The sequence below is a fragment of the Variovorax sp. Varisp36 genome, from assembly GCF_047304235.1.
Classification (GTDB): Bacteria; Pseudomonadota; Gammaproteobacteria; order Burkholderiales; family Burkholderiaceae_C; genus Variovorax.
Genome location: NZ_JBGLYU010000063.1, coordinates 11,886 through 33,707, shown reverse-complemented (window position 1 = coordinate 33,707; position 21,822 = coordinate 11,886). Strand labels below are relative to the sequence as shown.

Below are 21,822 nucleotides of genomic sequence, written 5' to 3'. Positions count from 1 at the left end.
GACGAACGCCCGCCCGCCCCGGCGCCAGCAACTGGACATGGCCGACCAGCTGAAGCAGCTGCAGGCCGGTGCAGGAACAGACGCGGGCGCAGATGCGCCGGCGCAGCAACAGCAACCCCAGCAGGCCTCCCGCCCGCCGCGGCAGAAGAACACCGGCCGCGGCCCGCGTGCGCAGCAGCCCCGGCAGCAGAAGGCGCAGGCGCAGCAGCAGCAACCGCAGCGCACGCCGCGCAAGGTCAACCCGGTGCTGGAGCGCCTCTTCGAGCTGTACCCGCAGCTCTTCGGCGCGCGCTTCGTGCCGCTGAAGCTCGGCGTATATGAGGAACTGCTTGCGCGCCACCCCGAGGACTTCAAGGCCGAAGACCTGAAGATCGCCATGGGCCAGCACGCGCGCTCCACGCGCTACCTCGAGGCCGTGGCCGCCGGCCTGGCGCGCCACGACCTCGACGGCAACGCGCTGGACCCGGTCGCACCCGAGCATGTGCACCACGCCATCCTCGAGCTGCACCGCCGCCGCATGCTGCGCAACAACGGCAACGCAGAAGAACTGCGCCCGCAACTGGTGGCGCGCATCGCCAAGGCCGTCGAGGCTTCGGGCCTCGACCGCGAGGCCTATGCGGTGCTCGTGCGCTCGCGTGACGCGAACGCCAACGCCGTGGTCGACGAAGCCCTGGCCGAACTCGCCGAGCAGGCCGCCAAGCGCGAGGCACTGCTGCGCGCCTTCGAGGCCAGCGGCCGAAGCGAGCAGGAGTTCGCCGACATGTACGGCATGAAGCCCGGCGACGTGACGCGCACGCTGCAGCGGGTGCGCGACGACAAGAAACGGGCAGAGGCAGCCGCGGCAGCGGCAAAAGAAGCAGCACCGGAAGCAGAAACCGCACCCGACAAGGCCCAACCCGACCTGCCCGCCACCACCGGCAATTGAACGCCCCGAAGCGCCCGGAAGACTGCAGCTGTGCAATCCGGCGGCGATGCGGCGAATTTTTCACTAGGGATTCGCGCCCAAGAAACGTTTTCATACGTTTCCAGTTACATTTCTCCCGCCCATTCCGGGCGGAGGAGAAGTTAATTTGAAAAGAGTCATCAGGCTGCTTCTCGCAGCCGTGGCTGTTTCCGTGTTCGCGAGCGGCTGCGCCGTCAACCGCGCAACAGCCACCGTCGATCCCTCGGCGAATCTCGACAAGCTGCGCGTGGTGCAGGTCAGAAGGCTCGAGGGTGAAGACGGCACGATTCAGAAACTGATCGCAAGCAATCTGCGCAAACGCGGGTACGAGGTGTCGGAGGACGCCAAGCCCCCCGAGAAAGTCGATGCCGTCGTCACGTACGTCGACAAGTGGCTGTGGGACATCACCATGTACCTGTCCGAGCTCACCGTCACGGTCCGCGAACTCAAGTCCGACTACCCGTTGGCAACGGGCAATTCGCTCCACACCTCTCTCACACGCCGCTCGCCACCGGAAATGGTCGACGAAGTGGTCGGCAACATCTTCAAAGAATCGGAAAAATCCAAATGATCAGCACCACCCTTCGCCGCGCAGGCGCCTTGGCCGTTCTCTCCGTCGTCGTCGTGCTCGCGGGCTGCGCCTCGTCGGCCAACCGCGAGGCCATGACTGCGACCAGCATCGCCTCGAGCAAGAAGCTTCCTTACTCCCTGTCGGTGAAAACCGGCGGCGGCAACGAAACGAATCCGCTGTGGAGTTCGGACATCTCCAATGAAGACCTGGCTGCCGCCATCGAGAAATCGGTCACGCAGTCGGCCTTGTTCAAGGAAGTCGTCAAGGGCAAGAGCGGGGACTACGAGTTGTCGGTCTCGATCGTCAAGCTGACCAAGCCCATGTTCGGTGCCGCGTTCACGGTCGACATGGAAGCGGGTTGGTCGCTCACCAAGATCTCCGACAAATCGGTAGCCATGCGCCAGGTCATCAAGTCGACCTACACAGGTGGTGCGTTCGACTCGCTCGTCGGCACGACCCGCCTGCGCATGTCGGTGGAAGGTGCTGCGCGCAACAACATCAAGCAGGGCCTGGAAGCCGTCGCGGCGCTCAATCTCTGACCGACAAACCATTCAGTGAATGGAAAAGGGGCTGGTGAATCACCAGCCCCTTTTTCCTTGTGCCGCTGCGCTCAGCGCGCGTTCTGCAGCGCCGCGATGCGCTCCTCGATCGGCGGGTGCGTGGCGAACAGCTTGCCGATGCTGCCGGTGATGCCCATGGCTTCGACCGCCTTCGGCAGTTCGCCGGCCGGCAGGCCGCCCAGGCGCGCGAGCGCGTTCATCATCGGCTGGCGGTTGCCCATGAGCGCGGCCGAGCCGGCGTCGGCGCGGAACTCGCGGTGGCGCGAGAACCAGGCCACCACCATCGCGGCGGCAAAGCCCAGCACGATGTCGAGCACGATGGTGCTCACGTAGTAGCCGATGCCGGGGCCCGACGAGCGGTCGTCGCCGCGGCGCAGGAAGCTGTCGACCGCATAGCCGATCACGCGCGACAGGAACACGACGAAGGTATTCATCACGCCCTGGATGAGCGTCATGGTGACCATGTCGCCGTTGGCGATGTGCGCCACCTCGTGGCCGATGACGGCCTCGACCTCTTCGCGCGTCATGTTCTGCAGCAGGCCGGTGGACACCGCCACCAGCGACGAGTTCTTGAACGCGCCGGTCGCGAAGGCATTGGGCTCGCCTTCGAAGATGCCGACCTCGGGCATGCCGATGCCGGCCTTGTCGGCGAACTTGCGCACCGTGCCGACGATCCAGGCCTCGTCGGGCGACTGGGGGTTGTCGATCATGTGCAGGCCGGTGGTCCACTTGGCCATGGGCTTGCTGATGAGCAGCGAGATGATCGCGCCGCCGAAGCCCATCACCAGCGCGAAGCCGAGCAGCGCGGTCAGGTTGAGCCCGTTGGCCGTGAGGAAGCGGTTGACGCCGAGCAGGCTGGCGACGACGCCGAGCACCGCGACGACCATCACATTGGTCAGGACGAACAGAAGGATACGTTTCAAGTTGAATTCTCCGTAGGGAAATCTGCCACCCAGATAAGGGCCTCGCGGCTCTCTTCAAGCCGTGCGCGGCATGGAGTCCTGGGTGTTGTTTTACGTTGTGGGGCGCTCCGGACGGCGGCAGCCGGTAGAACCATGATAGGAGCAAAAGTTCTAGGCCCGCCGTATTTCCTGGCCCGGCAAGGGCCTGAAGACCTGCGCGTCGGCATAGAACGCCGCGGTCTCGTTGCCCGCGCACCAGCCAGGCACGCCGAGCACCGGCAAGGGCACGAAGGGCTTGCGCTGGAGCTGCAGGGGGTCGAGCCCCCGTGCGATGTGCGCATCGTCGAAGGCCTCCGGGCCGGTCGCGCCGTGCGTCAGCAGCACGTGCGCCGTGATCGGCTTGCGCGGCGTCACCAGCTTTTCGAGCAGCGCGTGCCCGAACAGCAGCAGGCGCGCTTCGCTCCACAGGCCGCGTTGCGTGACGAACAGCGCATGCCAGTCGCGCGCGGCCAGCGCACGCCACAGCGCGGGTGGCGCATCGAGCAGCGCACCGTTCTCGTCGAACAGCGTGAGCGCGTCGCGCAGCGGACCGCGCACGGCCGCGACGCCGCTGCGCGCGATCTCGCCCGCCTGCAGTTCGTTGAGGCGGTGCTTGGTGTGCGGGAACGCGAGCCACACGAGCCCGTTGAAGAAGTCGTGCAGGTTGTCGCGCGTGGGCACGCTGCGGGTCTGGAAGATGTGCGCCTCGTAGGCCTGGCCTGGAGGCAGTGCGTCCTGGTGCACGAAGTCGGGCACCGGCGCGGGCTTGATGCCCTGCAGCGCGGCGGCGACTCCGCCATGCGGCGCGGCCCGCGCCACCGCTTCGCCGCTCGAACGATAGGGCGCAAGCCAGGGCCGCGCCCAGTCGACCGCCGGCAGGATCAAGGCGCGGGCGCGCCCGTCCAGCGGATGCGGTCGGGGTGCTGCATCACCGCGAACTCCCCGGTGAGCTTGTCGAACAGCTTGAGCGAGCTGCCGTGCTTGCCGAGCAGGCCGGCGGTGCGCAAGGCTTTCGCCACGTCGTTGAGCGGCACGTCCTTGCCGCCGCGCAATGCGGGCGCGGCCTGCAGGATGAACTCGGCGGCTTCGGACGGAGGTTGCGGTTGCGGCGCGGTGGGCGCCTTGGCGGCCGTCTTGCGTGCCGTCTTCTTCGCCGCGGCCTTCTTCGCTGCAGGGGCGGGTGCGGCTGCGGTCGTCGTGCCGGCGCTCTTCGCCCGCGATGTCTTGGTGCCGGCCGATTTGGCGGAGACCGTCTTCTTCGCTGGCGCGGTGCGCACCGCTGGCGCCGCGTAGCCCGCGCCGTGGTGCGCGAGGTCCATGAAGGTGTCGTAGATGCCGACCGTTTCCTCGCCCGTCTTGCCCTGCTGGCCGATGCCGCAGACGCGGCAGCCCTTCTCGCGCAGGCGGATCACCAGCGGCGCGAAGTCGGAGTCGGACGAGACCAGCACCACCACGTCGGGACGCTCGTCGATCACGAGGTCGATGGCGTCGACGGCCAGCGCGATGTCGGTGCTGTTCTTGCCGGTCGACAGGTTCACCATCGGCCGCACCGACAGCCGCTTGAACAGGGCCTGGCGGTTCACCGCCATCTCGGCATTGCAGTAGGCGCGGCGCACGTGGATGGCGCCGTACTCGTCCATCGTGCGCTGCACGGCCTGCTCGATCACGTCGGCCGAGACGTTGTCGGCGTCGATCAGCAGCATCACGCGAGTCATTGGCTCACCCCCAGGCTGCGCGCACTTCGTGTCGCTTCTCCCACCCCCTCACCGGGGGCAACACCAACGGCCCGGCAAAGCCGGTTCCGTGGTGTTTCTCGACGGGATCTTGCCAACCTCAGATGCCGCGCTTTGAGCGACTGATCGCGTGATGAAGTACTCACAAGAGCTTCCAGTTCACGGTTTCGCCGCCGCGCAGCGGCTTCAGCGTGGCATCGCCATAGGGCACGGTCTCCGGCACGGTCCAGCTTTCACGCTTGAGCGTGATGGTGTCGGTGTGGCGCGGCAGGCTGTAGAAGTCGGGGCCGTGGAAGCTCGCAAAGCCCTCGAGCTTGTCGAGCGCGTTCACGCTGTCGAAGGCTTCGGCGTACAACTCGATGGCGGTGAGCGCGGTGTAGCAGCCGGCACAGCCCAGCGCATGTTCCTTCAGGTGCGCCGGGTGCGGCGCGCTGTCGGTGCCCAGGAAGAAGCGGTCGCTGCCGCTGGTGGCCGCCTCGACCAGCGCCACGCGGTGCGTCTCGCGCTTGAGCACGGGCAGGCAGTAGTAGTGCGGGCGGATGCCGCCGGTGAAGATCGCGTTGCGGTTGTAGAGCAGGTGGTGCGCCGTGATGGTGGCGGCCGTGAAGCGGCCGGCGTCGCGCACGTAGTGGGCGCCTTCCTTGGTGGTGAGGTGCTCGAACACCACCTTGAGCTCGGGGAAGTCGCGGCGCAGCGGAATCATCACGCGGTCGACGAACACGGCCTCGCGGTCGAACAGGTCGATGGCCGGGTCGGTCACCTCGCCGTGCACCAGCAGCAGCAGGCCGTGCTTCTGCATGGCCTCCAGCGTCTTGTAGGTCTTGCGGATGTCGGTCACGCCGGCATCGCTGTTGGTGGTGGCGCCGGCCGGGTAGAGCTTGAGCGCGCGCACGCCGGCCTCCGCGGCCAGCGCGATTTCCTCGGGCGGCAGCTTGTCGGTGAGGTAGAGCGACATCACGGGCTCGAAGGCGGTGCCTGCGGGCACGGCGGCGCGGATGCGGTCGCGGTAGGCCATGGCCTGCGCGGCGGTGGTCACGGGGGGACGCAGGTTCGGCATGATCAGCGCGCGGCCGAACTGGCGCGCGCTGTGGGGAACGACGGCTTCGAGGGCGGCGCCGTCGCGCACGTGCAGGTGCCAGTCGTCGGGGCGGGTGATCGTGAGGGTGTCTGTCATGGCCCGGCAATTGTCGCATCGCCCCCCAGCAAATACTCGCGCACCAGCGCCCGCGCGCGGTGCAGCCGGCTCTTCACGGCGCCCGGCGGTTCGCCGAGGCGTTCGGCGATCTCGGCGATGGTCAGCTCCTCGAAGTCGCGCAGCAGCACCACTTCGAGGTAGTGCGCGGGAAGCGACTCCAGCGCGTGCGTGAGGTCGATGCGCAAAGCGCCGTCGCTGCGGCTGGCCAGTTGCCGCTCGGCCACCTCGTCGCCGAGCGGTTCATGCCGGAACATCGCGCGCTGCAGCCTGAGGCATTCGCGCCGGATGACGGTGAAGAGCCACGACGAGAAGGCCGCGGCCGCCTTCAGCGCCCGGACCTTGCGGGCGATCACCAGCAGCGACTCCTGCACGGCGTCGTCGACGTCGCTGGCCTGGCAGTGCCGCCAGGCGTAGCGGCGCGCATCGGCCTGGCAGACCGCGAGCAGGCCCGCGATGGCGGCGGGGTCGCCGGTCTGCGCGGCCTGGATCAGGCCGGTGCGGTCGATGCCCACGCCCATGGCTCAGCGCCCCTTGCCAGGCTTGCGCCCGACCATGGCGCACATCGGGCAGAAGCCGAACAGACCCGTCAGCGCGAGCGTCGCGCCCGTGAGCCCGGCGATCGCGGCGAGCCCGAAGCCGGCCGTGCCCCAGCTCATGGCGGCGAAAAGCAGGCCGGCGAGGCCCATGACGATGCGCAGCGCGCGTTCCCAACCGGGGACATTCTTGACGTAGACCATGGTGACTCCTTCGATCCTTGGGTGCATGAGGAAGACCCTCGGAAACAAGGAGGCGTCGAACCCGCCGAACGGTTCGCCGGAATCCACAAATTTTCCACTGCCGGGAGCCGACGCAGCGTGGCCGGACTCGGCGACACTGCGCTCTTTCCATCGCGCGCCAGACGCCAGCAGCATCATGTCGGAAGCCTCGTCGCAGTTCGTCGACTTCATCGTTGACCGTCTCCGCGGAATCCCGCGCATCGCCAAGACCCGATTCTTCGGCGGCACGGGGCTGTCGGCCGACGCCACGCAGTTCGCGATGATCATGGGCAGCACCGTGTACTTCGTCGTGGACAAGAACACCCGCCCGAAGTACGAGAAGCTGGGCAGCAAGTGCTTTGCCTACGACACGAAGGCGCGGCGGGTACAAGTCAAGAAGTACTTCGAGGTCCCCATCGAGATCATCGAAGACCATGAAGCGTTGGCGGCCCTGGCAAGGGAAGCTGTTCTGGTGGCGCAAAGCCTGAAGAAGCCGGCCGGCAAGGGCACCTAGCCTTGCGGGTCGACGGGAGCGGCATCGTTCATGCGCTCCTACGCGAGATCGGCCATGCAGACTGCTTTGCCTCGCCCCACCTCGCAGGAGATACTGTTTCCTCCGCTCAGGCCCAGGCTTCCTTGCGAAATGCAGTCAAAAGAATGATGAGCACGACAGAGCCCCAGCTGATCTCCCCGGTACTCGCCGACAACGGCCCCGCCGCCCTGTTCACCGCGCCCGGCGGCACCCAGGCCTTCGCCGTGCGCTGGCAAGGCAGCGTGCACGGCTATCTCAACCAATGCCCTCACGCGGGCGGCCCGCTTGATTTCGAGGGCCAGGTGCTGGAGAGTTCAGGCCGCTTTCTGATGTGCGCGCGGCACGGCGCCATCTTCGAGCCCGACACCGGCAAGTGCGTCGGCGGTCCCTGCCGCGGTGCGCGGCTCACGCCGCTGGCGGTGCACGAAAGAGCGGACGGCAGCGTGTGGCTCGGCCGGGCCGGGTGAAGACAACCCTCCAGGAGAAAAGAAATGCGCAACAACAATCCTCTTGCACTCTCGATCGCGGCCCTCGCGTTCACCGGCCTCGTGGCGGGCTGCACGGGCATGTCGCCCGGCACCGGCAAGGCCTTCACGGGGATGAGAGTCACGTCGAGCGCTTTCGGCGACAACGGCGTCATTCCGTCCGACCACGCCGGCGCGGGCGACTGCGGCGGCAGGAACGTCTCGCTGCCCGTGGCGTGGAGCAACCTGCCGGCCAAGACGAAATCGGTCGCCGTGCTGGTGCTCGATCCAGACGGCGCGGCCGGCCTCGGCGTGTCGCACTGGGTGGCCTACAACATCGCGGCCGAGCGCGGCGAACTCAAGGCGGGCGAAGGACAGGCGGGCTCGAACTTCAACTTCACCATGGGCCCGAACGTGGCCGGTGCGCCCGCCTACCGCGGCGTGTGCCCGCCGGTGGGCGACCGGCCGCACCACTACGTGCTGACCGTGATTGCCACCGACCTCGCACCGGGCAGCCTGCCGGCCGGCCTCGCGCGCGATGCGCTGCTGGCCGCGCTCAAGGGCCATGCGCTGGGCGGCCAGAGCGTGGTGGGCCTCTACAGCCGCTGATCTCACGTTAATAAATGTAATAATTAAGTCTTCATTTCGCCGACATCCACAGCCGCTTCCTCGAAAGCTTCATCGATGGCCCTGCCCGCAGCCGCGTTCGCCTCCTCTTCGGTTTCGTCGACCAGCGACGACCTCGACGGCATGTTCGACCTGGCGCCCGTCTCGCTCTGGATCGAGGACTACGGCGACCTGAAGCGCAAGCTCGACGGCTGGCGCGCCGAGGGCGTCACCGACCTGGTGGCGCACCTGTCGGCGGACCCGCAGCGGGTGAGCGACTGCATGGCGCTGCTGAAGGTGCTGCGGGTCAACCAGCACACGCTGCGGCTCTTTGCCGCCGACAGCCAGCAGACCCTGCTGGGCGCGCTGGACCGCGTGTTCCGCGGCGACATGTCGGCCACCGTGGTGCACGAGCTCGACCAGCTGTGGCGCGGCCAGCTCACCTTCGAGAGCGAAACCGTCAACTACGCGCTCGACGGCCGGCGGCTCGACGTGCGCGTTCGCGCCCGCGTGCTGCCCGGCCACGAAGACTCCTGGAGCCGCGTGCTGGTGTCGCTCGACGACGTGACCGAGCGCGTGGCCGCGCAGCGCCTGCGCGACGAGAGCGCGAAGCACGCGCGCAGCCTGTTCGACCGCTCGCCCGTGTCGCTGTGGGTCGAAGACTTCAGCGCGGTGCGCTCGCTGCTCGAGAGCATCCGCACGCGCGGCATCACCGACTTCGCCACCTTCATCAAGGTGCACCCCGAATTCGTCACGCGCTGCATGCAGGAGATCCGCGTCATCGACGTGAACCACGAAACGCTGCGCATGTTCGGCGCGCCCGACCTGCAGACCCTGCTGGGCAATATCTCGCGCGTCTTCCGCGACGAGATGCGCGAGTCCTTCGCCGAGCAGCTGCAGGACCTGTGGAACGGCAAGACGGTGCAGCAGCGCGAGGTGCTCAACTATTCGCTGTCGGGCGAGGCGCTGAACATCCACATGCAGTTCGCGGTGCAGGACGACCGGCTCGACACCTGGGACCTGGTGCTGGTGTCGCTGGTCGACATCACCGCGCGCAAGAAGGCCGAGGCCTACCTCGAATACCTCGGCAAGCACGACGTGCTCACGCAGCTGTGCAACCGCACCTACTACACCGAGGAGCTCAACCGCCTGTCGCGCAAGGGGCCTTGGCCGGTGTCGATCGTGGCGATCGACCTCAACGGGCTGAAGCAGATCAACGACCACGAAGGCCATGCCGCCGGCGACTCGCTGCTGCGCCGCATGGGCGAAGTGCTCGACAAGGCCGTCGACCCGCCGGCCTGGCCCGCGCGCATCGGCGGCGACGAGTTCGCGGTGCTGCTGCCCATGACCGACGAGCGCGGCGCCGAGGCAATGCGCGAGCGCATTCTTACGCTGCTCGAAATGAACAACCAGTTCCATGCGGGCCAGAGCGGCCATGCGCTGAGCCTGGCCATCGGGCTGGCGACCTGCCACGGGGAGGAGTCGCTGGAAACTGCGCTGCAGCGGGCGGACCGGGCGATGTACGCGGACAAGGCGCGGCACTACGAGGGCGCCGGGGTGGAGCGGCGGCAGGCGTAGCCGCCGGCTATCGCGCCTCCGGCGTCCGACCGGGCACCGGCCGCACCCGCTGCAGAATGAAATCGATGAAGGTCCGGATCGCGCGCGTGTGCTGGCGGTTCGGCATGTAGAGCATGAACATCTGCGTGCCGAAGATGCTCAGGCGCCAGTCGTCGAGCGTGGTCACGACGTCGCCCTTGCGCACGTCTTCCTGCACCACATAGTCGGGCACGAGGCCGATGCCCAGGCCGGCGAGGATGGCCTGGCGCAGGAACAGGAAGTTTTCCGAGATCAGCGTCGGCTCCAGGATCACCTCGCGCCGTGTCTCGCCCTGGTAGGCCGATACGCGCAGTTGGCGGCCGATGACGGCAGCCGTGACCACCGGCGCGCCCTGCAGCGCGTCGAGCTGCACGGGCAGCGGATGCTTCGCCGCATAGTCGGTCGAGGCACAGGCCACGTAGCGCACCGGCCCCATCTCGCGCGCCACGAGGTTCTGCGGCGGCTCGGGAATCACGCGGATGGCGATGTCGACCTCGTCGCGCAGCAGGTCCTCGATGCGGTTCTCGAACACCACGTCGAGCACGATGCCGGGGTACTGGCGCTTGAAGTCGATCAGCCAGCCGGCCATCACGAGCTGGCCGTAGCCGCTGGGCACGCTGAGCCGCACGCGGCCCTGCAGCTCCTGGCCCAGCGTGGTGACTGATTCGCGCGCGGCCAGCAGCTCGCCCTGGATGGCGATGCCGTGCTGGTAGAGCCGCAGGCCGATTTCGGTCGGCTCGGCGCGCCGCGTGGTGCGCCGCACCAGCTGCGCACCCACCGAGCGCTCCAGCTGGTTCAGGTGGTAGCTGACGTTGGCACGGCTCATCTTGAGCCGGCGGGCGGCGGCGCTCAGGTTGCCGGCGTCGAGGATTTCCACCAGCAGGGTGAGCGATTGGAGGTCCATGCGGCGATTGTGTCAAAAATTCTTTGACAGTCTGTCAACCGTCTATGCAATTGTCAAAGAGGCGGCGCGGTCCAAGAATGCGGGGTTCACCCCAGAGCCTCGGGCCCGCCGGCCCGCAACGCAAGAGACAAGCGACACGCACATGGCCACCAGCACTCCCAGCCCCTCCACGTCCACCGGTCCCGTCACCTTCGAGCGTCGAGGCGACGTGTTCGTGGTGACCATCGACAACCCGCCCGTCAATGCCCTGGGCGTGGATGTGCGCCGCGGCCTCGTGGCCGCCATCGACGCGGCCGAGGCCGACAGCGCCGCCAGGGCGGTGCTGATCGTCGGCGCGGGCCGCAACTTCATCGCGGGCGCCGACATCCGCGAATTCGGCAAGACGCCGCAGCCGCCGTCGCTGCCCGAGGCCTGCCTGAAGATCGAGAACTGCACGAAGCCGGTCGTCGCCGCCCTCCACGGTGCCGCGCTCGGCGGCGGGCTCGAAGTGGCGCTGTCGGCGCACTACCGCATCGCCTCGCCCACCGCCAAGCTCGGCCTGCCCGAAGTGGCGCTGGGCCTGCTGCCCGGCTCGGGCGGCACGCAGCGCGCGCCGCGCCTGATCGGCGCGAAGCCCGCGCTCGAGCTGATGCTCAGCGGCCGCCACGCCGGCGCCAAGGAAGCGCTGTCGCTCGGCCTCGTCGACCGGCTCGGCAACGACGCCGACGCGCTGGCCGAAGGCCTCGCCTACGCGCAGGAACTGGTTGCCGCCAAGGCCCCGGTGCGCCGCACGCGCGAAGCCGCCGGCCTCGCCGACACCGAAGCCAGCCGCGCCGCCCTCGAAGCCGCGCGCGCCGACACCGCCAAGAAGAGCCGCGGCCTGTTCTCGCCGATGAAGATCATCGAAGCCGTCGAGGCCGCGCTCACCCTGCCCTTCGACGAAGGCATGGCGCTGGAGCGCAAGCTGTTCCTGCAGTGCATTGACAGCCCGCAGCGCGCCGGCCTGATCCACGCCTTCTTCGCCGAGCGCGAAGTGCTGAAGGCGCCCGAGACCAAGGCCGCCAAGCCGCGCGCGCTGGAGTCGGCCGGCATCGTCGGCGGGGGCACCATGGGCGCGGGCATCGCGGTAGCGATGCTGGACGCGGGGCTGCCCGTGACCATGATCGAGCGCGACGAGCCCAGCCTCGCGCGCGGCCGCCAGCATGTGGAGAAGGTGTACGACGGCCTCATCGCCAAGGGCCGCATGACGCCCGAAGCCAAGGCCGCCGTGATGGCGCGCTTCAGCGGTTCGACCTCCTATGACGCACTCGCCAACGTCGACATCGTGGTCGAGGCCGTGTTCGAAGAGATGGGCGTCAAGAAGGCAGTGTTCGCCGAGCTCGACCGCGTGTGCAAGCGCGGCGCCGTGCTCGCCACCAACACCTCGTACCTCGACATCGACGAAATCGCCGACAGCATCTCGCGGCCGCAGGACGTGGTGGGCCTGCACTTCTTCTCGCCCGCCAACATCATGAAGCTGCTCGAGATCGTGGTGCCTGCCAAGGTGAGCGCCGACGTGGTCGCCACCGGTTTCGAGCTTGCGAAGAAGCTGAAGAAAGTGCCCGTGCGCGCGGGCGTGTGCGATGGCTTCATCGGCAACCGCATTCTCGCGGTGTACCGCCAGGCGGCCGACCACATGATGGAAGACGGCGCCTCGCCCTACGAGATCGACGCGGCCGTTCGCAACTTCGGCTACCCGATGGGCCCGTTCCAGGTGTCCGACCTCGCGGGCGGCGACATTGGCTGGGCCACGCGCAAGCGCAAGGCCGCCACGCGCGACCCGCAGGCGCGCTACGTGCAGGTGGCCGACCGCATCTGCGAGCGCGGCTGGTTCGGCCAGAAGACGCAGCGCGGCTACTACCTGTACCCCGAAGGCGCGCGCACCGGCGTGCCCGATCCGGAGGTGCTGGCCATCATCGACGCCGAACGCGTGCGCGCGGGCATCACGCCGCGCCAGTTCACCGAGGAAGAAATCATGCGCCGCTACATGGCCGCGATGATCAACGAAGGCGCCAACGTCGTGCTCCAGCGCATCGCGCTGCGCCCGCTCGACGTGGACGTGACCTTCCTCTACGGCTACGGCTTCCCGCGCCATCGCGGCGGGCCGATGAAGTACGCCGACACCGTGGGCCTGCCGAAGGTGCTGGCCGACATCCGCGAGTTCGCGAAGGAAGACCCGCTCTTCTGGAAGCCGTCGCCACTGCTGGTGGAGCTGGTCGAACGCGGTGCCGATTTCGCGAGCCTCAATCAATCCGAGTAATCCACACCGTCCGCCGTACAGGAGCCATTTCCATGCGTGAAGCCGTCATCGTTTCCACCGCTCGCACCCCTCTCACCAAGGCGCATCGCGGCGAATTCAACATCACCCCCGGCGCCACGCTGGCCTCCTTCGCGGTGAAGGCCGCGGTCGAGCGCTCGGGCCTGGACCCGGCGCTGATCGAGGACGCGATCCTCGGCTGCGGCTATCCCGAGGGCACCACCGGCCGCAACATCGCGCGCCAGAGCATCATCCGCTCGGGCCTGCCCATCAGCATCGCCGGCACCACGGTGAACCGCTTCTGCGCCTCGGGCCTTCAGGCCATCGCGATGGCCGCCGGCCGCATCGTCGTGGACGGCGCGCCGGCCATGATCGCGGGCGGCGTGGAGAGCATCTCGCAGATCCGCGGCCGCAGCCCCGGCGACGGTGGCGACCTCAGCCTGGACCCGTGGATCGTCGAGCACAAGCCCGATCTCTACATGGCCATGATCGACACGGCCGACATCGTCGCCAAGCGCTACAACATCAGCCGCGAAGCGCAGGACCGCTTCTCCGCCGAGAGCCAGCGCAAGACCGAAGAGGCGCAACTGGCCGGCCGCTACAAGGACGAGATCGTGGCCTGCACCACCACGATGGCCGTGACCGACAAGGACACCAAGGAGGTCACTTACCGCGAAGTCACCGCCACCGAGGACAACTGCAACCGCCGCGGCACCACCTACGAAGCGCTCGCCAAGCTGAAGCCGGTGATGGGCGAGGACAAGTTCATCACCGCCGGCAACGCCTCGCAACTGTCCGACGGCGCATCGGCCTGCGTGCTGATGGAGGCCAGGGACGCGGAGCGCGCCAACATCAAGCCGCTGGGCGCCTTCCGCGGCCTCGCGCTGGCGGGCTGCGAGCCCGACGAGATGGGCATCGGCCCGGTCTTCGCGGTGCCCAAGCTGCTCGCGCGCCACGGCCTGAAGGTCGAGGACATCGGCCTGTGGGAACTCAACGAAGCCTTCGCCTCGCAGTCGATCTACTGCCAGGACAGGCTGGGCATTCCGTCGGAGCGCCTGAACGTGAACGGCGGCGCGATCTCCATCGGCCATCCTTTCGGCATGACCGGCGCCCGCCTCACGGGCCATGTGCTCATCGAAGGCAAGCGCCGCGGCGCCAAATACGCCGTGGTCACGATGTGCATCGCCGGTGGCATGGGCGCTGCCGGCCTGTTCGAGATTTATTGAGGAGCCCGCGATGGACCTGAACTTCACCTCCGAAGAAGAAGCCTTCCGCAGCGAAGTGCGCGCCTTCCTGGCCGCCAAGCTGCCGGTGCGGCTGTCCGAGAAAGTGCGCAGCGGCAAGATCCTCGAGAAGGCCGACATGGAGGAATGGCACACCATCCTCAACGAGCGCGGCTGGCTCGCCAACCACTGGCCCGAGCAGTACGGCGGCCCCGGCTGGACGGCGGTCGAGAAATTCATCTTCGAGCACGAATGCGCGCTGGCTTTTGCGCCGCGCATCGTACCCTTCGGCGTGAACATGCTGGGTCCGGTGCTCATCAAGTACGGCAACGAGGCGCAGAAGCGCCGCTGGCTGCCGCGCATCCTGAACGGCGACGACTGGTGGTGCCAGGGCTACTCGGAACCCGGCGCGGGCTCCGACCTCGCGGCCGTGAAGACCTCGGCCGTGCGCGGCCTCGACGCGCAGGGCGACCACTTCATCGTGAACGGCCAGAAGACCTGGACCACGCTGGGCCAGCACGCCAACATGATCTTCTGCCTGGTGCGCACGAACCGCGAGGCGAAGAAGCAGGAAGGCATCAGCTTCCTGCTGATCGACATGACTTCGCCCGGCGTGGAAGTGCGCCCGATCATCACGCTCGACGGCGAGCATGAAGTGAACGAGGTGTTCTTCTCCGACGTGCGCGTGCCGGCCGAGAACCTGGTCGGCGAAGAGAATAAGGGCTGGACCTGCGCCAAGTACCTGCTGACGTACGAGCGCACCAACATCGCGGGCGTGGGCTTCTCGGTGGCCGCGCTGGAGCAGCTCAAGGGCATCGCCGCGACGCAAACGAAGAACGGCAAGCCATTGAACGAAGACCCTGCGTTCGCGGCACGCATGGCACGCGTCGAGATCGACCTGGAGAACATGAAGACCACCAACCTGCGCGTGATCGCAGCGGTGGCCGGCGGCGGCGTGCCGGGCGCGGAAAGCTCGATGCTCAAGATCCGCGGCACCGAGATCCGGCAGGAGATCTCGTCGCTCGCGCGCCGCGCGATGGGCGTCTACGGCCGGCCCTTCATCGAGGAAGCGCTGCACGACGGCTTCGACGGCGAGACCTTCGGCCCGGCCTACGCGAAGGCAGCCGCATCGCGCTACTTCAACAACCGCAAGCTGTCGATCTTCGGCGGCTCGAATGAAATCCAGAAGAACATCATTTCAAAAATGATTCTGGGTCTGTAAAGGAAACGGAATGAACTTCGCACACACCGAAGACCGGCGCATGCTCGCCGACAGCCTGAACCGCTTCATCGCCGAGCAGTACACCTTCGACGCGCGCGACCGCATCGCGAAGTCGCAGCACGGGTTCAGCAAGGAAATCTTCCAGCAGTTCGCCGAACTCGGCGTGATCGGCGCGCTGTTCGGCGAGGCCGATGGCGGCTTCGGCGGCGGCGGCTTCGACATTGCCGTGGTCTTCGAGGCACTGGGCCGCGGCCTCGTGGTCGAGCCGCTGCTGGGCGCGGTGATGGTCGGCGAGGCGATCAGCGCCGCCGGCAGCGACGCGCAGAAAAAGAAGCTCGGCGACATCATCAACGGCGTGACCGTCGCGGCCTTCGCGCACGACGAAGCCGACACGCACTACGAGCGCACGCGCGTACAGACCAGGGCCGAACGCAGCGGCGACGGCTGGGTGCTGCACGGCGCCAAGGCCGTGGTGCCGCAGGGCGAGCAGGCCGACCTGTTCCTGGTTTCCGCGCGCACCTCGGGCAACGTGGACGACGAAACCGGCATCTCGCTGTTCCTCGTGCCCGCCAAGACTGCGGGCCTCGCGGTGCGCGGCTGCCCCTCGATCGACGGCGGCCGGGTCGCCGAGCTCGCGTTCGACGGCGTCAAGCTGGGCGCCGGCGCGCTGCTCGGCGCCGAAGGCCAGGGCCACGCCACGCTGGAACGCGCCATCGGCCGCGGCGTGCTCGCGCTGTGCGCCGAAGCGCTGGGCGCGATGGAAGCCGCCAAGGCCGCCACGCTGGAATACCTGCGCACGCGCAAGCAGTTCGGCATTCTCATCGGCAGCTTCCAGGCGCTGCAGCACCGCATGGCCGACCTGCTGCTCGAGATCGAGCAGGCCCGCTCGGCCGTGATCAACGCCGCGGCCGCCATCGACGGCACGGACCGCGTGGCGCGCGAGCGCGCGCTCTCGGCCGCCAAGTTCAGCATCGGCCGCATCGGTGCGCTGGTGGCGGAAGAAAGCATCCAGATGCACGGCGGCATCGGCATGACCTGGGAGCTGCCGCTGCCGCACTACGCCAAGCGCCTCGTGATGATCGACCACCAACTGGGCGACGAAGATCACCACTTGCAGCGCTATATCGCGCTCGGCAAGGAGCTGGCGGCATGAGCGGCAAGACCGTGTTGATCTCGCAGGAAGGCGCCGTCCGCATCCTGACCAACAGCAACCCCGCCGCGCGCAACGCGATCACGCCGACGCTGTATGCCGAGCTCTCGGCCGCGCTCGCCGATGCGCAGGACGACCCCGAGGTCGGCGCCATCGTCTTCACCGGCGCGGGCGATTTCTTCTGCTCCGGCGGCGACCTCAACCTGCTGGCCAGGCGGCGCGAACTGCCGGCGGCCGAGCGCCGCGAGATTCTCGAAGGCCTCAACAACCTGATCCGCGCGCTGCGCGACTGCAGCAAGCCCGTGATCGCGGCCGTGGAAGGCGGCGCGGCCGGCGCGGGCCTGTCGATGGCGCTGGCCTGCGACATGCTCGTGTCGGCGCGCGATGCGTTCTACACAGTCGCCTATGTGAAGGTCGGCCTCACGCCGGACGGCGGCGCCACGGCCTTCCTCGCGGAGTTCGTCTCGCGCCAGGTGCTGACCGAGATGTGCCTGACCGGCGACCGCATGCCGGCCGAGCGCCTGCATGCGCTGGGCGCCGTCAACCGCCTCACCGACAAGGGCGCCGCGCTGGCCGAGGCCATCGCGCTCGCGGCCAAGGTCGCGACCGGTCCGCAGCGCGCGAGCGCACGCATCAAGACGCTGTGCCGCCAGGCGCACCACGCCACGCTCGAAGAGCAGCTCGACGCCGAGGCCGTTTTCATGGTCGAGTCGCAAGGCGATGCCGAATCGGCCGAAGGCATCGGTGCGTTCCTCGGCAAGCGCAGCGCCGATTTCGTCGCGCTGCGCCGCCGCAAGCAGGCCGCGTCCTGACGCGCGCCGTGCCCCTTCCTCCAGACCCTTGCGCGCGGGTGCGGGGGTTTTCAATCTTTCCGGAGTTGCCATGTCCTCGCTGAATTCCTCGCTGCCGCTGGCCGGCGTGCGCGTCCTCGATCTGTCCCGCATCCTCGCGGGGCCCTGGTGCGGCATGGTGCTGGCCGACATGGGCGCCGAGGTCATCAAGGTCGAGCACCCGGGCCGCGGCGACGACACGCGCGACTGGGGCCTGCGCGTCGGCAAGACCGAGACGGCCTACTTCAACAGCGTGAACCGCAACAAGCGCTCGGTCACGCTCGACCTGCAGACGCCCGAAGGCCAGCAGCTCGCGCGCGATCTCGCCAAGCAGTGCGACGTGGTGATCCAGAACTTCAAGTTCGGCGGCATCGACAAGCTGGGCCTCGGCTACGAGCAGTTGAGCAAGGAGCAGCCGGGTCTCATCTACTGCTCGATCTCGGGCTACGACCGCACCGGGCCCGAAGCCGCGCGGCCGGGCTACGACCTCGTCGTTCAAGGCGAGGCCGGGCTGATGGCGCTCAATGGCGAAGCGAACCAACCGCCGCTGAAGTTCGGCGTGGCCGCGGTCGACCTGTTCACCGGTATGTACTCGGCGCAGGCCATCCTGGCCGCGCTCTACCAGCGCGAGAAGACCGGCAAGGGCCGGCACGTGGAGATGGCGCTGTTCGACTGCGGCCTGATGATCACCGCCTACTACGGCCTCGAGGCGCTGCTGATGGGCGAAGACCCGCCACGCTACGGCAACTCGCATCCCTCGATCGTGCCGTACGGCGTGTTCGACGCGGCCGACGGCCCGCTCGTCATCACCGTGGGCAACAACGCGCAGTTCGCGCGCTTCTGCACCGATGTGATCGAACGGCCCGACCTCGCAGCCGACGAGCGCTTCAAGACCAACATCCTGCGTTCCGCGAACCGCGCGGTGCTGCTGCCCGAACTGCATGCCGAACTGGCGAAGCGCCAGCGCGCCGACCTGCTCGCCAGGCTCACGGCTTCGGGCATTCCGTGCGGCGAGGTGCTGGGCCTGCTGGAGGCGCTGCAATCGAAGCGCGCCACCGACGCCGGCCTCGTCACCACGCAGCCGCATCCGGTGGCCGGCACGGTCAACGTGCTGGCGCCCCCCTACCGTTTCGACGGCGAGCGCCTGCCCGTGCGCAGCGCGCCGCCCACCCTGGGCGAAGGCACGCACGACGTGCTGCAGTCGCTGCTCGGCCTGTCGGACGAAAAGCTGGCGGCCCTGAAAACGAGTGGCGTCGTCTGAAGAAGACAGGCGCCCGCATTTCCAAAGTAGACAAGACCCAATGGCCTCCCTTTCCCTCCCCAGTCCCGTTCGCCGCGCCCTTCTCGCACTCGCCCTGCCGCTCATCGCTGGCAGCGCCTTCGCCCAAGCGTGGCCTGCAAAGCCCATCACGCTGATCGTGCCCTTCCCGCCCGGTGGCCCGACCGACGTGGCCTCGCGCATCGTGGCGCAGAAGATGTCGGCCGCGCTCAAGCAGAACATCGTGATCGACAACCGCAGCGGCGCCTCGGGCACCGTGGGCGCCGCCGCCGCGGCCCGCGCCGCGCCCGACGGCTACACCTTCGTGATGCTGGCCACGCCGACGCTGCTGGCCGCGCACCTGTACGGCCCGACCGGCTACGACATCTTCAAGAACTTCACGCCCGTGGGCTCGGTGTACGACCTGCCGATCGTGCTGGTGGTCAACCCCAAGTCGCTGCCCGAGGTGAACAGCCTGCAGGGCCTGATCGCGAAGGCCAAGGCCGAAGGCGGCAAGCTCAACTACACGACGGCCGGCGCCGGCAGCTTCGGCCACCTGACGACCGAGCAGCTCAAGACCATCGGCAAGTTCGACATGCAGCACGTGCCCTATCGCGGCAGCGCGCCGGCAGTGACCGACCTGATAGGCGGCCAGGTGCCCGCGATGTTCTCCGACCTCGTGGGCGTGCTGCCGCACGTCAAGGCCGGCAAGCTGCGCGCCATCGCGGTCGGCTCCGGCCAGCGCGTGAGCCTGCTGCCCGACGTGAAGACGGTGGCCGAGCAGGGCTTCCCGGGCTTCGATGCGACCTCGTGGGGCGGCCTGCTGGCGCCCGCCGGCACGCCCAAGGACGTGGTCGACCGCATGAGTGCCGAACTGAAGGCGGCGCTGGCCGACAAGGAAGTGCAGGACAGGCTCCAGGGCGTCGGCTCCTTCGCGGCCTACCGCACGCCCGAGCAGACGGGCGTGCGCATGCGCGAGGATTTCGAGCGCTGGGGCAAGGTCATTCGCGACAACCACATCACGGCCCAGTAAAACGGCAGGCGGCCGACGACCGGCATCAAGGAGACAGACATGACAAACAACGAAAACAAGAACCACAAGACGCCGGTCGGCGCGCCGTTCCGCCCCGCATTTCCCGTCCGCAGCCTGGCGGACATCCACCGGCTCGAAGAGACACCGCTGGAACAGGCGCTCACGGTGCGCAGCACCTACGAGATCTTCCGCAACGCGGGCCTTGCCTTCGGCGGCAAGACCGCGCTGACCTTCCTGCGCACCGGCAACCCGGCCGACGAGCCGATCCGCTGGTCGTACGCCGAACTGCTCGCGCGCATCCACCAGACCGCGAACATGCTGCACGCGCTGGGCGTCGGGCCCGACGACGCGGTCGCGGTGCTTTTGCCCGGTTGCCTGGAGTACCACCTCGCGCTGTGGGGCGGAGAGGCGGCCGGCATCGTGCAGCCGCTGAACCCGCTGCTGACCGACGAGAAGCTGGTCGCGCTGATGACCGCCGGCCGCGCCAAGGTGCTGATCGCCTACGGCTCGGACGCCGAATCGGGCATGTGGTCGAAGGCCATGCGCCTGCGCGGCCAGGTGCCCACGCTGACCACCGTGCTGCGCGTGGCGCCGCACGACGAGGTGCCGGGCACGGCCGGCACTCTGCCTGGAGCAGGATCGGACAGCGCGACCGCGCTGCCGGGCGTGGCGGAGTTCGATGTGCTGCGTGCGGCACAACCATCTGATCGGCTCGTGAGCGGGCGGGACATCGCACCCACCGACATCGCTGCGTACTTCCACACCGGCGGCACCACGGGCGCGCCGAAGCTCGCGCGCCACAGCCACGGCGCGCAGGTGTTCACCGCCTGGGCCAGCGTGCAGGTCGCGGGCATGAACGAGAACGGCATCTCCATCAACGGCTATCCGCTGTTCCATGTGGCGGGCGTGCTGCCGGCCTCGCTGGCGGCGCTGTCGGCGGGCGTGGAGGTGATCATCCCGACGACCTCGCTGCTGCGCAACAAGGAGGTGCTGGCCAACTACTGGAAGCTGGTGGAGAAATACCGCCCGACCTCGCTCTCGGCCGTGCCCACCGTGCTCGCGGCGCTGGCCAACGTGCCGCTGAACGGCGCGGACATTTCATCCATCACCTACTGCCGCACCGGCGCCGCCGTACTCGCGCCGGAACTCGCCGCGCGCTTCGAGCGCCTGTTCGGCCTGCACGTGCACGAGAGCCTGGGCATGACGGAGATGGCCGGCATCTCGACCATCACGCCGCCGGGTGTGGACGGGCCCGCGGGCTGCGTGGGCTTTCGGCTGCCGTACATGCAGATGCGCGTGGTGGCGCTCGACGAGAACGGCAATGCCAGCGACCGCGAGGTGGCGCCGGGCGAAACCGGCATGGTGCTGTTCAAGTCGCCGAACCTGTTCTCGGGCTTCGTGGACCCGGCCGACAATGCCAAGGCCTTCACGGCCGACGGCTGGCTCGCCACCGGCGACCTCGGCTGGATCGACAGCGAAGAGCGGCTCAACCTCACGGGCCGCTCGAAAGACCTGATCATCCGCAGCGGCCACAACATCGACCCCAAGACCATCGAGGACGCGCTGGGTGCGCACCCGGCTGTGCAGCTGTGCGCCGCGGTGGGCGCGCCCGATGCCTATGCGGGCGAACTGCCCGTGATCTTCGCGACCCTGGTGCCGGGTGCATCGGCAACGGAAGAAGAGCTGCTGGCCTTCACCGCCGCGCGCGTCGACGAGGCGCCGGCGCGGCCCAAGTGGGTGTCGGTGATCGGGGCCATGCCGATGACCAACGTGGGCAAGATCTACAAGCCCGAGCTGCGCGCGATGGCCGCGCTGCAGGTGGTGAACGCGGCCGTCGCCGAAGCCTGCGCCGAACTCGGCGTGCCAGAGGCCGCGCTGCCCGTCGTGAAGACTGAAGGCGAGAGCCTCGTACGCGTGCAGATCGACAGCGCCGCGGCAGGCTCGCTCGCCGCGCCGCTGCAGGAACGGCTGCAGAAGGCGCTGGAGCCGCTGCCCTTCAAGACGCGCATCGCGGCGCAATGATCTTTTTCA

The 21,822-nt window shown here is 68.3% G+C and carries 22 protein-coding genes; 15 read left to right on the top strand and 7 right to left on the bottom strand.

Going from position 1 to position 21,822, the window contains the following annotated elements; genetic code table 11:
* The 3 genes from ACCD11_RS26375 to ACCD11_RS26365 all read left to right on the top strand — a co-directional run.
* Positions 1 to 925 (top strand): ProQ/FinO family protein (locus tag ACCD11_RS26375; RefSeq protein ID WP_413316086.1); only part of this gene is annotated, 925 nt, incomplete at its 5' end.
* 145 nt (positions 926 to 1,070) lie between these two features.
* Positions 1,071 to 1,514 (top strand): hypothetical protein, encoded by a 444-nt coding sequence (locus ACCD11_RS26370; RefSeq protein ID WP_007838200.1) that lies wholly within the window; start codon positions 1,071 to 1,073, stop codon positions 1,512 to 1,514.
* Positions 1,511 to 2,053: a hypothetical protein gene (locus ACCD11_RS26365; RefSeq protein ID WP_007838199.1), complete on the top strand. Its 543-nt coding sequence runs from the start codon at positions 1,511 to 1,513 to the stop codon at positions 2,051 to 2,053. The genes ACCD11_RS26370 and ACCD11_RS26365 overlap by 4 nt, the downstream gene beginning before the upstream one ends.
* A gap of 71 nt (positions 2,054 to 2,124) precedes the next feature.
* Here ACCD11_RS26365 and htpX read toward each other — a convergent pair whose 3' ends face one another.
* The 6 genes from htpX to ACCD11_RS26335 all read right to left on the bottom strand — a co-directional run bounded on the left by htpX (position 2,125) and on the right by ACCD11_RS26335 (position 6,857).
* Entirely contained in the window at positions 2,125 to 2,997 is an 873-nt protein-coding gene (htpX, locus tag ACCD11_RS26360; protein ID WP_007838192.1) for a protease HtpX, read from the bottom strand.
* A gap of 150 nt (positions 2,998 to 3,147) precedes the next feature.
* On the bottom strand, positions 3,148 to 3,900 hold the full coding sequence (locus ACCD11_RS26355; RefSeq protein ID WP_413316085.1) for a DUF3025 domain-containing protein: 753 nt from the start codon (positions 3,898 to 3,900) through the stop codon (positions 3,148 to 3,150).
* Positions 3,897 to 4,730, bottom strand: a complete 834-nt coding sequence (locus tag ACCD11_RS26350) for an NYN domain-containing protein (RefSeq protein ID WP_413316084.1) — start codon at positions 4,728 to 4,730, stop codon at positions 3,897 to 3,899. Before ACCD11_RS26350 ends, ACCD11_RS26355 begins: the two co-directional genes overlap by 4 nt.
* Positions 4,731 to 4,890: 160 nt before the next feature.
* The gene (pyrC, locus tag ACCD11_RS26345) at positions 4,891 to 5,922 is read right to left on the bottom strand and encodes a dihydroorotase (protein WP_007837523.1); all 1,032 of its coding nucleotides are present in this window, start codon (positions 5,920 to 5,922) and stop codon (positions 4,891 to 4,893) included.
* The gene (locus ACCD11_RS26340) at positions 5,919 to 6,461 is read right to left on the bottom strand and encodes an RNA polymerase sigma factor (protein WP_007837525.1); all 543 of its coding nucleotides are present in this window, start codon (positions 6,459 to 6,461) and stop codon (positions 5,919 to 5,921) included. The genes pyrC and ACCD11_RS26340 overlap by 4 nt, the downstream gene beginning before the upstream one ends.
* A 3-nt stretch (positions 6,462 to 6,464) precedes the next feature.
* Entirely contained in the window at positions 6,465 to 6,857 is a 393-nt protein-coding gene (locus ACCD11_RS26335) for a DUF2892 domain-containing protein (RefSeq protein WP_413316083.1), read from the bottom strand.
* On the opposite strand from ACCD11_RS26335, the gene ACCD11_RS26330 reads away from it, so the two are divergent.
* The 4 genes from ACCD11_RS26330 (at position 6,856) to ACCD11_RS26315 (ending at position 9,878) form a co-directional block, all read left to right on the top strand.
* Positions 6,856 to 7,212, top strand: a complete 357-nt coding sequence (locus ACCD11_RS26330; RefSeq protein ID WP_007837528.1) for a TfoX/Sxy family protein — start codon at positions 6,856 to 6,858, stop codon at positions 7,210 to 7,212. The genes ACCD11_RS26335 and ACCD11_RS26330 overlap by 2 nt on opposite strands.
* Positions 7,213 to 7,355: 143 nt before the next feature.
* Positions 7,356 to 7,697 (top strand): Rieske (2Fe-2S) protein, encoded by a 342-nt coding sequence (locus tag ACCD11_RS26325; RefSeq protein ID WP_413316082.1) that lies wholly within the window; start codon positions 7,356 to 7,358, stop codon positions 7,695 to 7,697.
* A gap of 24 nt (positions 7,698 to 7,721) precedes the next feature.
* A complete protein-coding gene (locus ACCD11_RS26320; RefSeq protein WP_007837532.1) occupies positions 7,722 to 8,303 on the top strand; it encodes a YbhB/YbcL family Raf kinase inhibitor-like protein in 582 nt (193 codons plus the stop codon).
* A gap of 75 nt (positions 8,304 to 8,378) precedes the next feature.
* On the top strand, positions 8,379 to 9,878 hold the full coding sequence (locus ACCD11_RS26315) for a diguanylate cyclase domain-containing protein (protein ID WP_413316081.1): 1,500 nt from the start codon (positions 8,379 to 8,381) through the stop codon (positions 9,876 to 9,878).
* Between the two features lie 7 nt (positions 9,879 to 9,885).
* On the opposite strand, the gene ACCD11_RS26310 is transcribed toward ACCD11_RS26315, so the two are convergent.
* Positions 9,886 to 10,800 (bottom strand): LysR family transcriptional regulator, encoded by a 915-nt coding sequence (locus tag ACCD11_RS26310; protein WP_413316080.1) that lies wholly within the window; start codon positions 10,798 to 10,800, stop codon positions 9,886 to 9,888.
* 142 nt (positions 10,801 to 10,942) lie between these two features.
* On the opposite strand from ACCD11_RS26310, the gene ACCD11_RS26305 reads away from it, so the two are divergent.
* The 8 genes from ACCD11_RS26305 to ACCD11_RS26270 all read left to right on the top strand — a co-directional run bounded on the left by ACCD11_RS26305 (position 10,943) and on the right by ACCD11_RS26270 (position 21,813).
* Complete coding sequence (locus ACCD11_RS26305; protein ID WP_413316079.1) at positions 10,943 to 13,078, top strand: 3-hydroxyacyl-CoA dehydrogenase NAD-binding domain-containing protein; 2,136 nt, start codon at positions 10,943 to 10,945, stop codon at positions 13,076 to 13,078.
* Between the two features lie 32 nt (positions 13,079 to 13,110).
* Positions 13,111 to 14,301 (top strand): acetyl-CoA C-acyltransferase, encoded by a 1,191-nt coding sequence (locus ACCD11_RS26300; RefSeq protein WP_413316078.1) that lies wholly within the window; start codon positions 13,111 to 13,113, stop codon positions 14,299 to 14,301.
* A 10-nt stretch (positions 14,302 to 14,311) separates the two neighbouring features.
* The gene (locus ACCD11_RS26295; RefSeq protein WP_413316077.1) at positions 14,312 to 15,520 is read left to right on the top strand and encodes an acyl-CoA dehydrogenase family protein; all 1,209 of its coding nucleotides are present in this window, start codon (positions 14,312 to 14,314) and stop codon (positions 15,518 to 15,520) included.
* A 10-nt stretch (positions 15,521 to 15,530) separates the two neighbouring features.
* Positions 15,531 to 16,673, top strand: coding sequence for an acyl-CoA dehydrogenase family protein (locus ACCD11_RS26290; RefSeq protein ID WP_413316076.1), 1,143 nt, complete (start codon positions 15,531 to 15,533; stop codon positions 16,671 to 16,673).
* Positions 16,670 to 17,482 carry an oxepin-CoA hydrolase, alternative type gene (locus ACCD11_RS26285; protein WP_413316075.1) on the top strand — a complete coding sequence of 271 codons (813 nt, stop codon included), beginning with the start codon at positions 16,670 to 16,672 and terminating at the stop codon, positions 17,480 to 17,482. Before ACCD11_RS26290 ends, ACCD11_RS26285 begins: the two co-directional genes overlap by 4 nt.
* Positions 17,483 to 17,552: 70 nt before the next feature.
* Positions 17,553 to 18,761 (top strand): CaiB/BaiF CoA transferase family protein, encoded by a 1,209-nt coding sequence (locus ACCD11_RS26280; protein ID WP_413316074.1) that lies wholly within the window; start codon positions 17,553 to 17,555, stop codon positions 18,759 to 18,761.
* Between the two features lie 40 nt (positions 18,762 to 18,801).
* Complete coding sequence (locus tag ACCD11_RS26275; protein ID WP_413316073.1) at positions 18,802 to 19,791, top strand: Bug family tripartite tricarboxylate transporter substrate binding protein; 990 nt, start codon at positions 18,802 to 18,804, stop codon at positions 19,789 to 19,791.
* Between the two features lie 114 nt (positions 19,792 to 19,905).
* Entirely contained in the window at positions 19,906 to 21,813 is a 1,908-nt protein-coding gene (locus tag ACCD11_RS26270; RefSeq protein ID WP_413316087.1) for an acyl-CoA synthetase, read from the top strand.
* Positions 21,814 to 21,822: the final 9 nt, after the last annotated feature.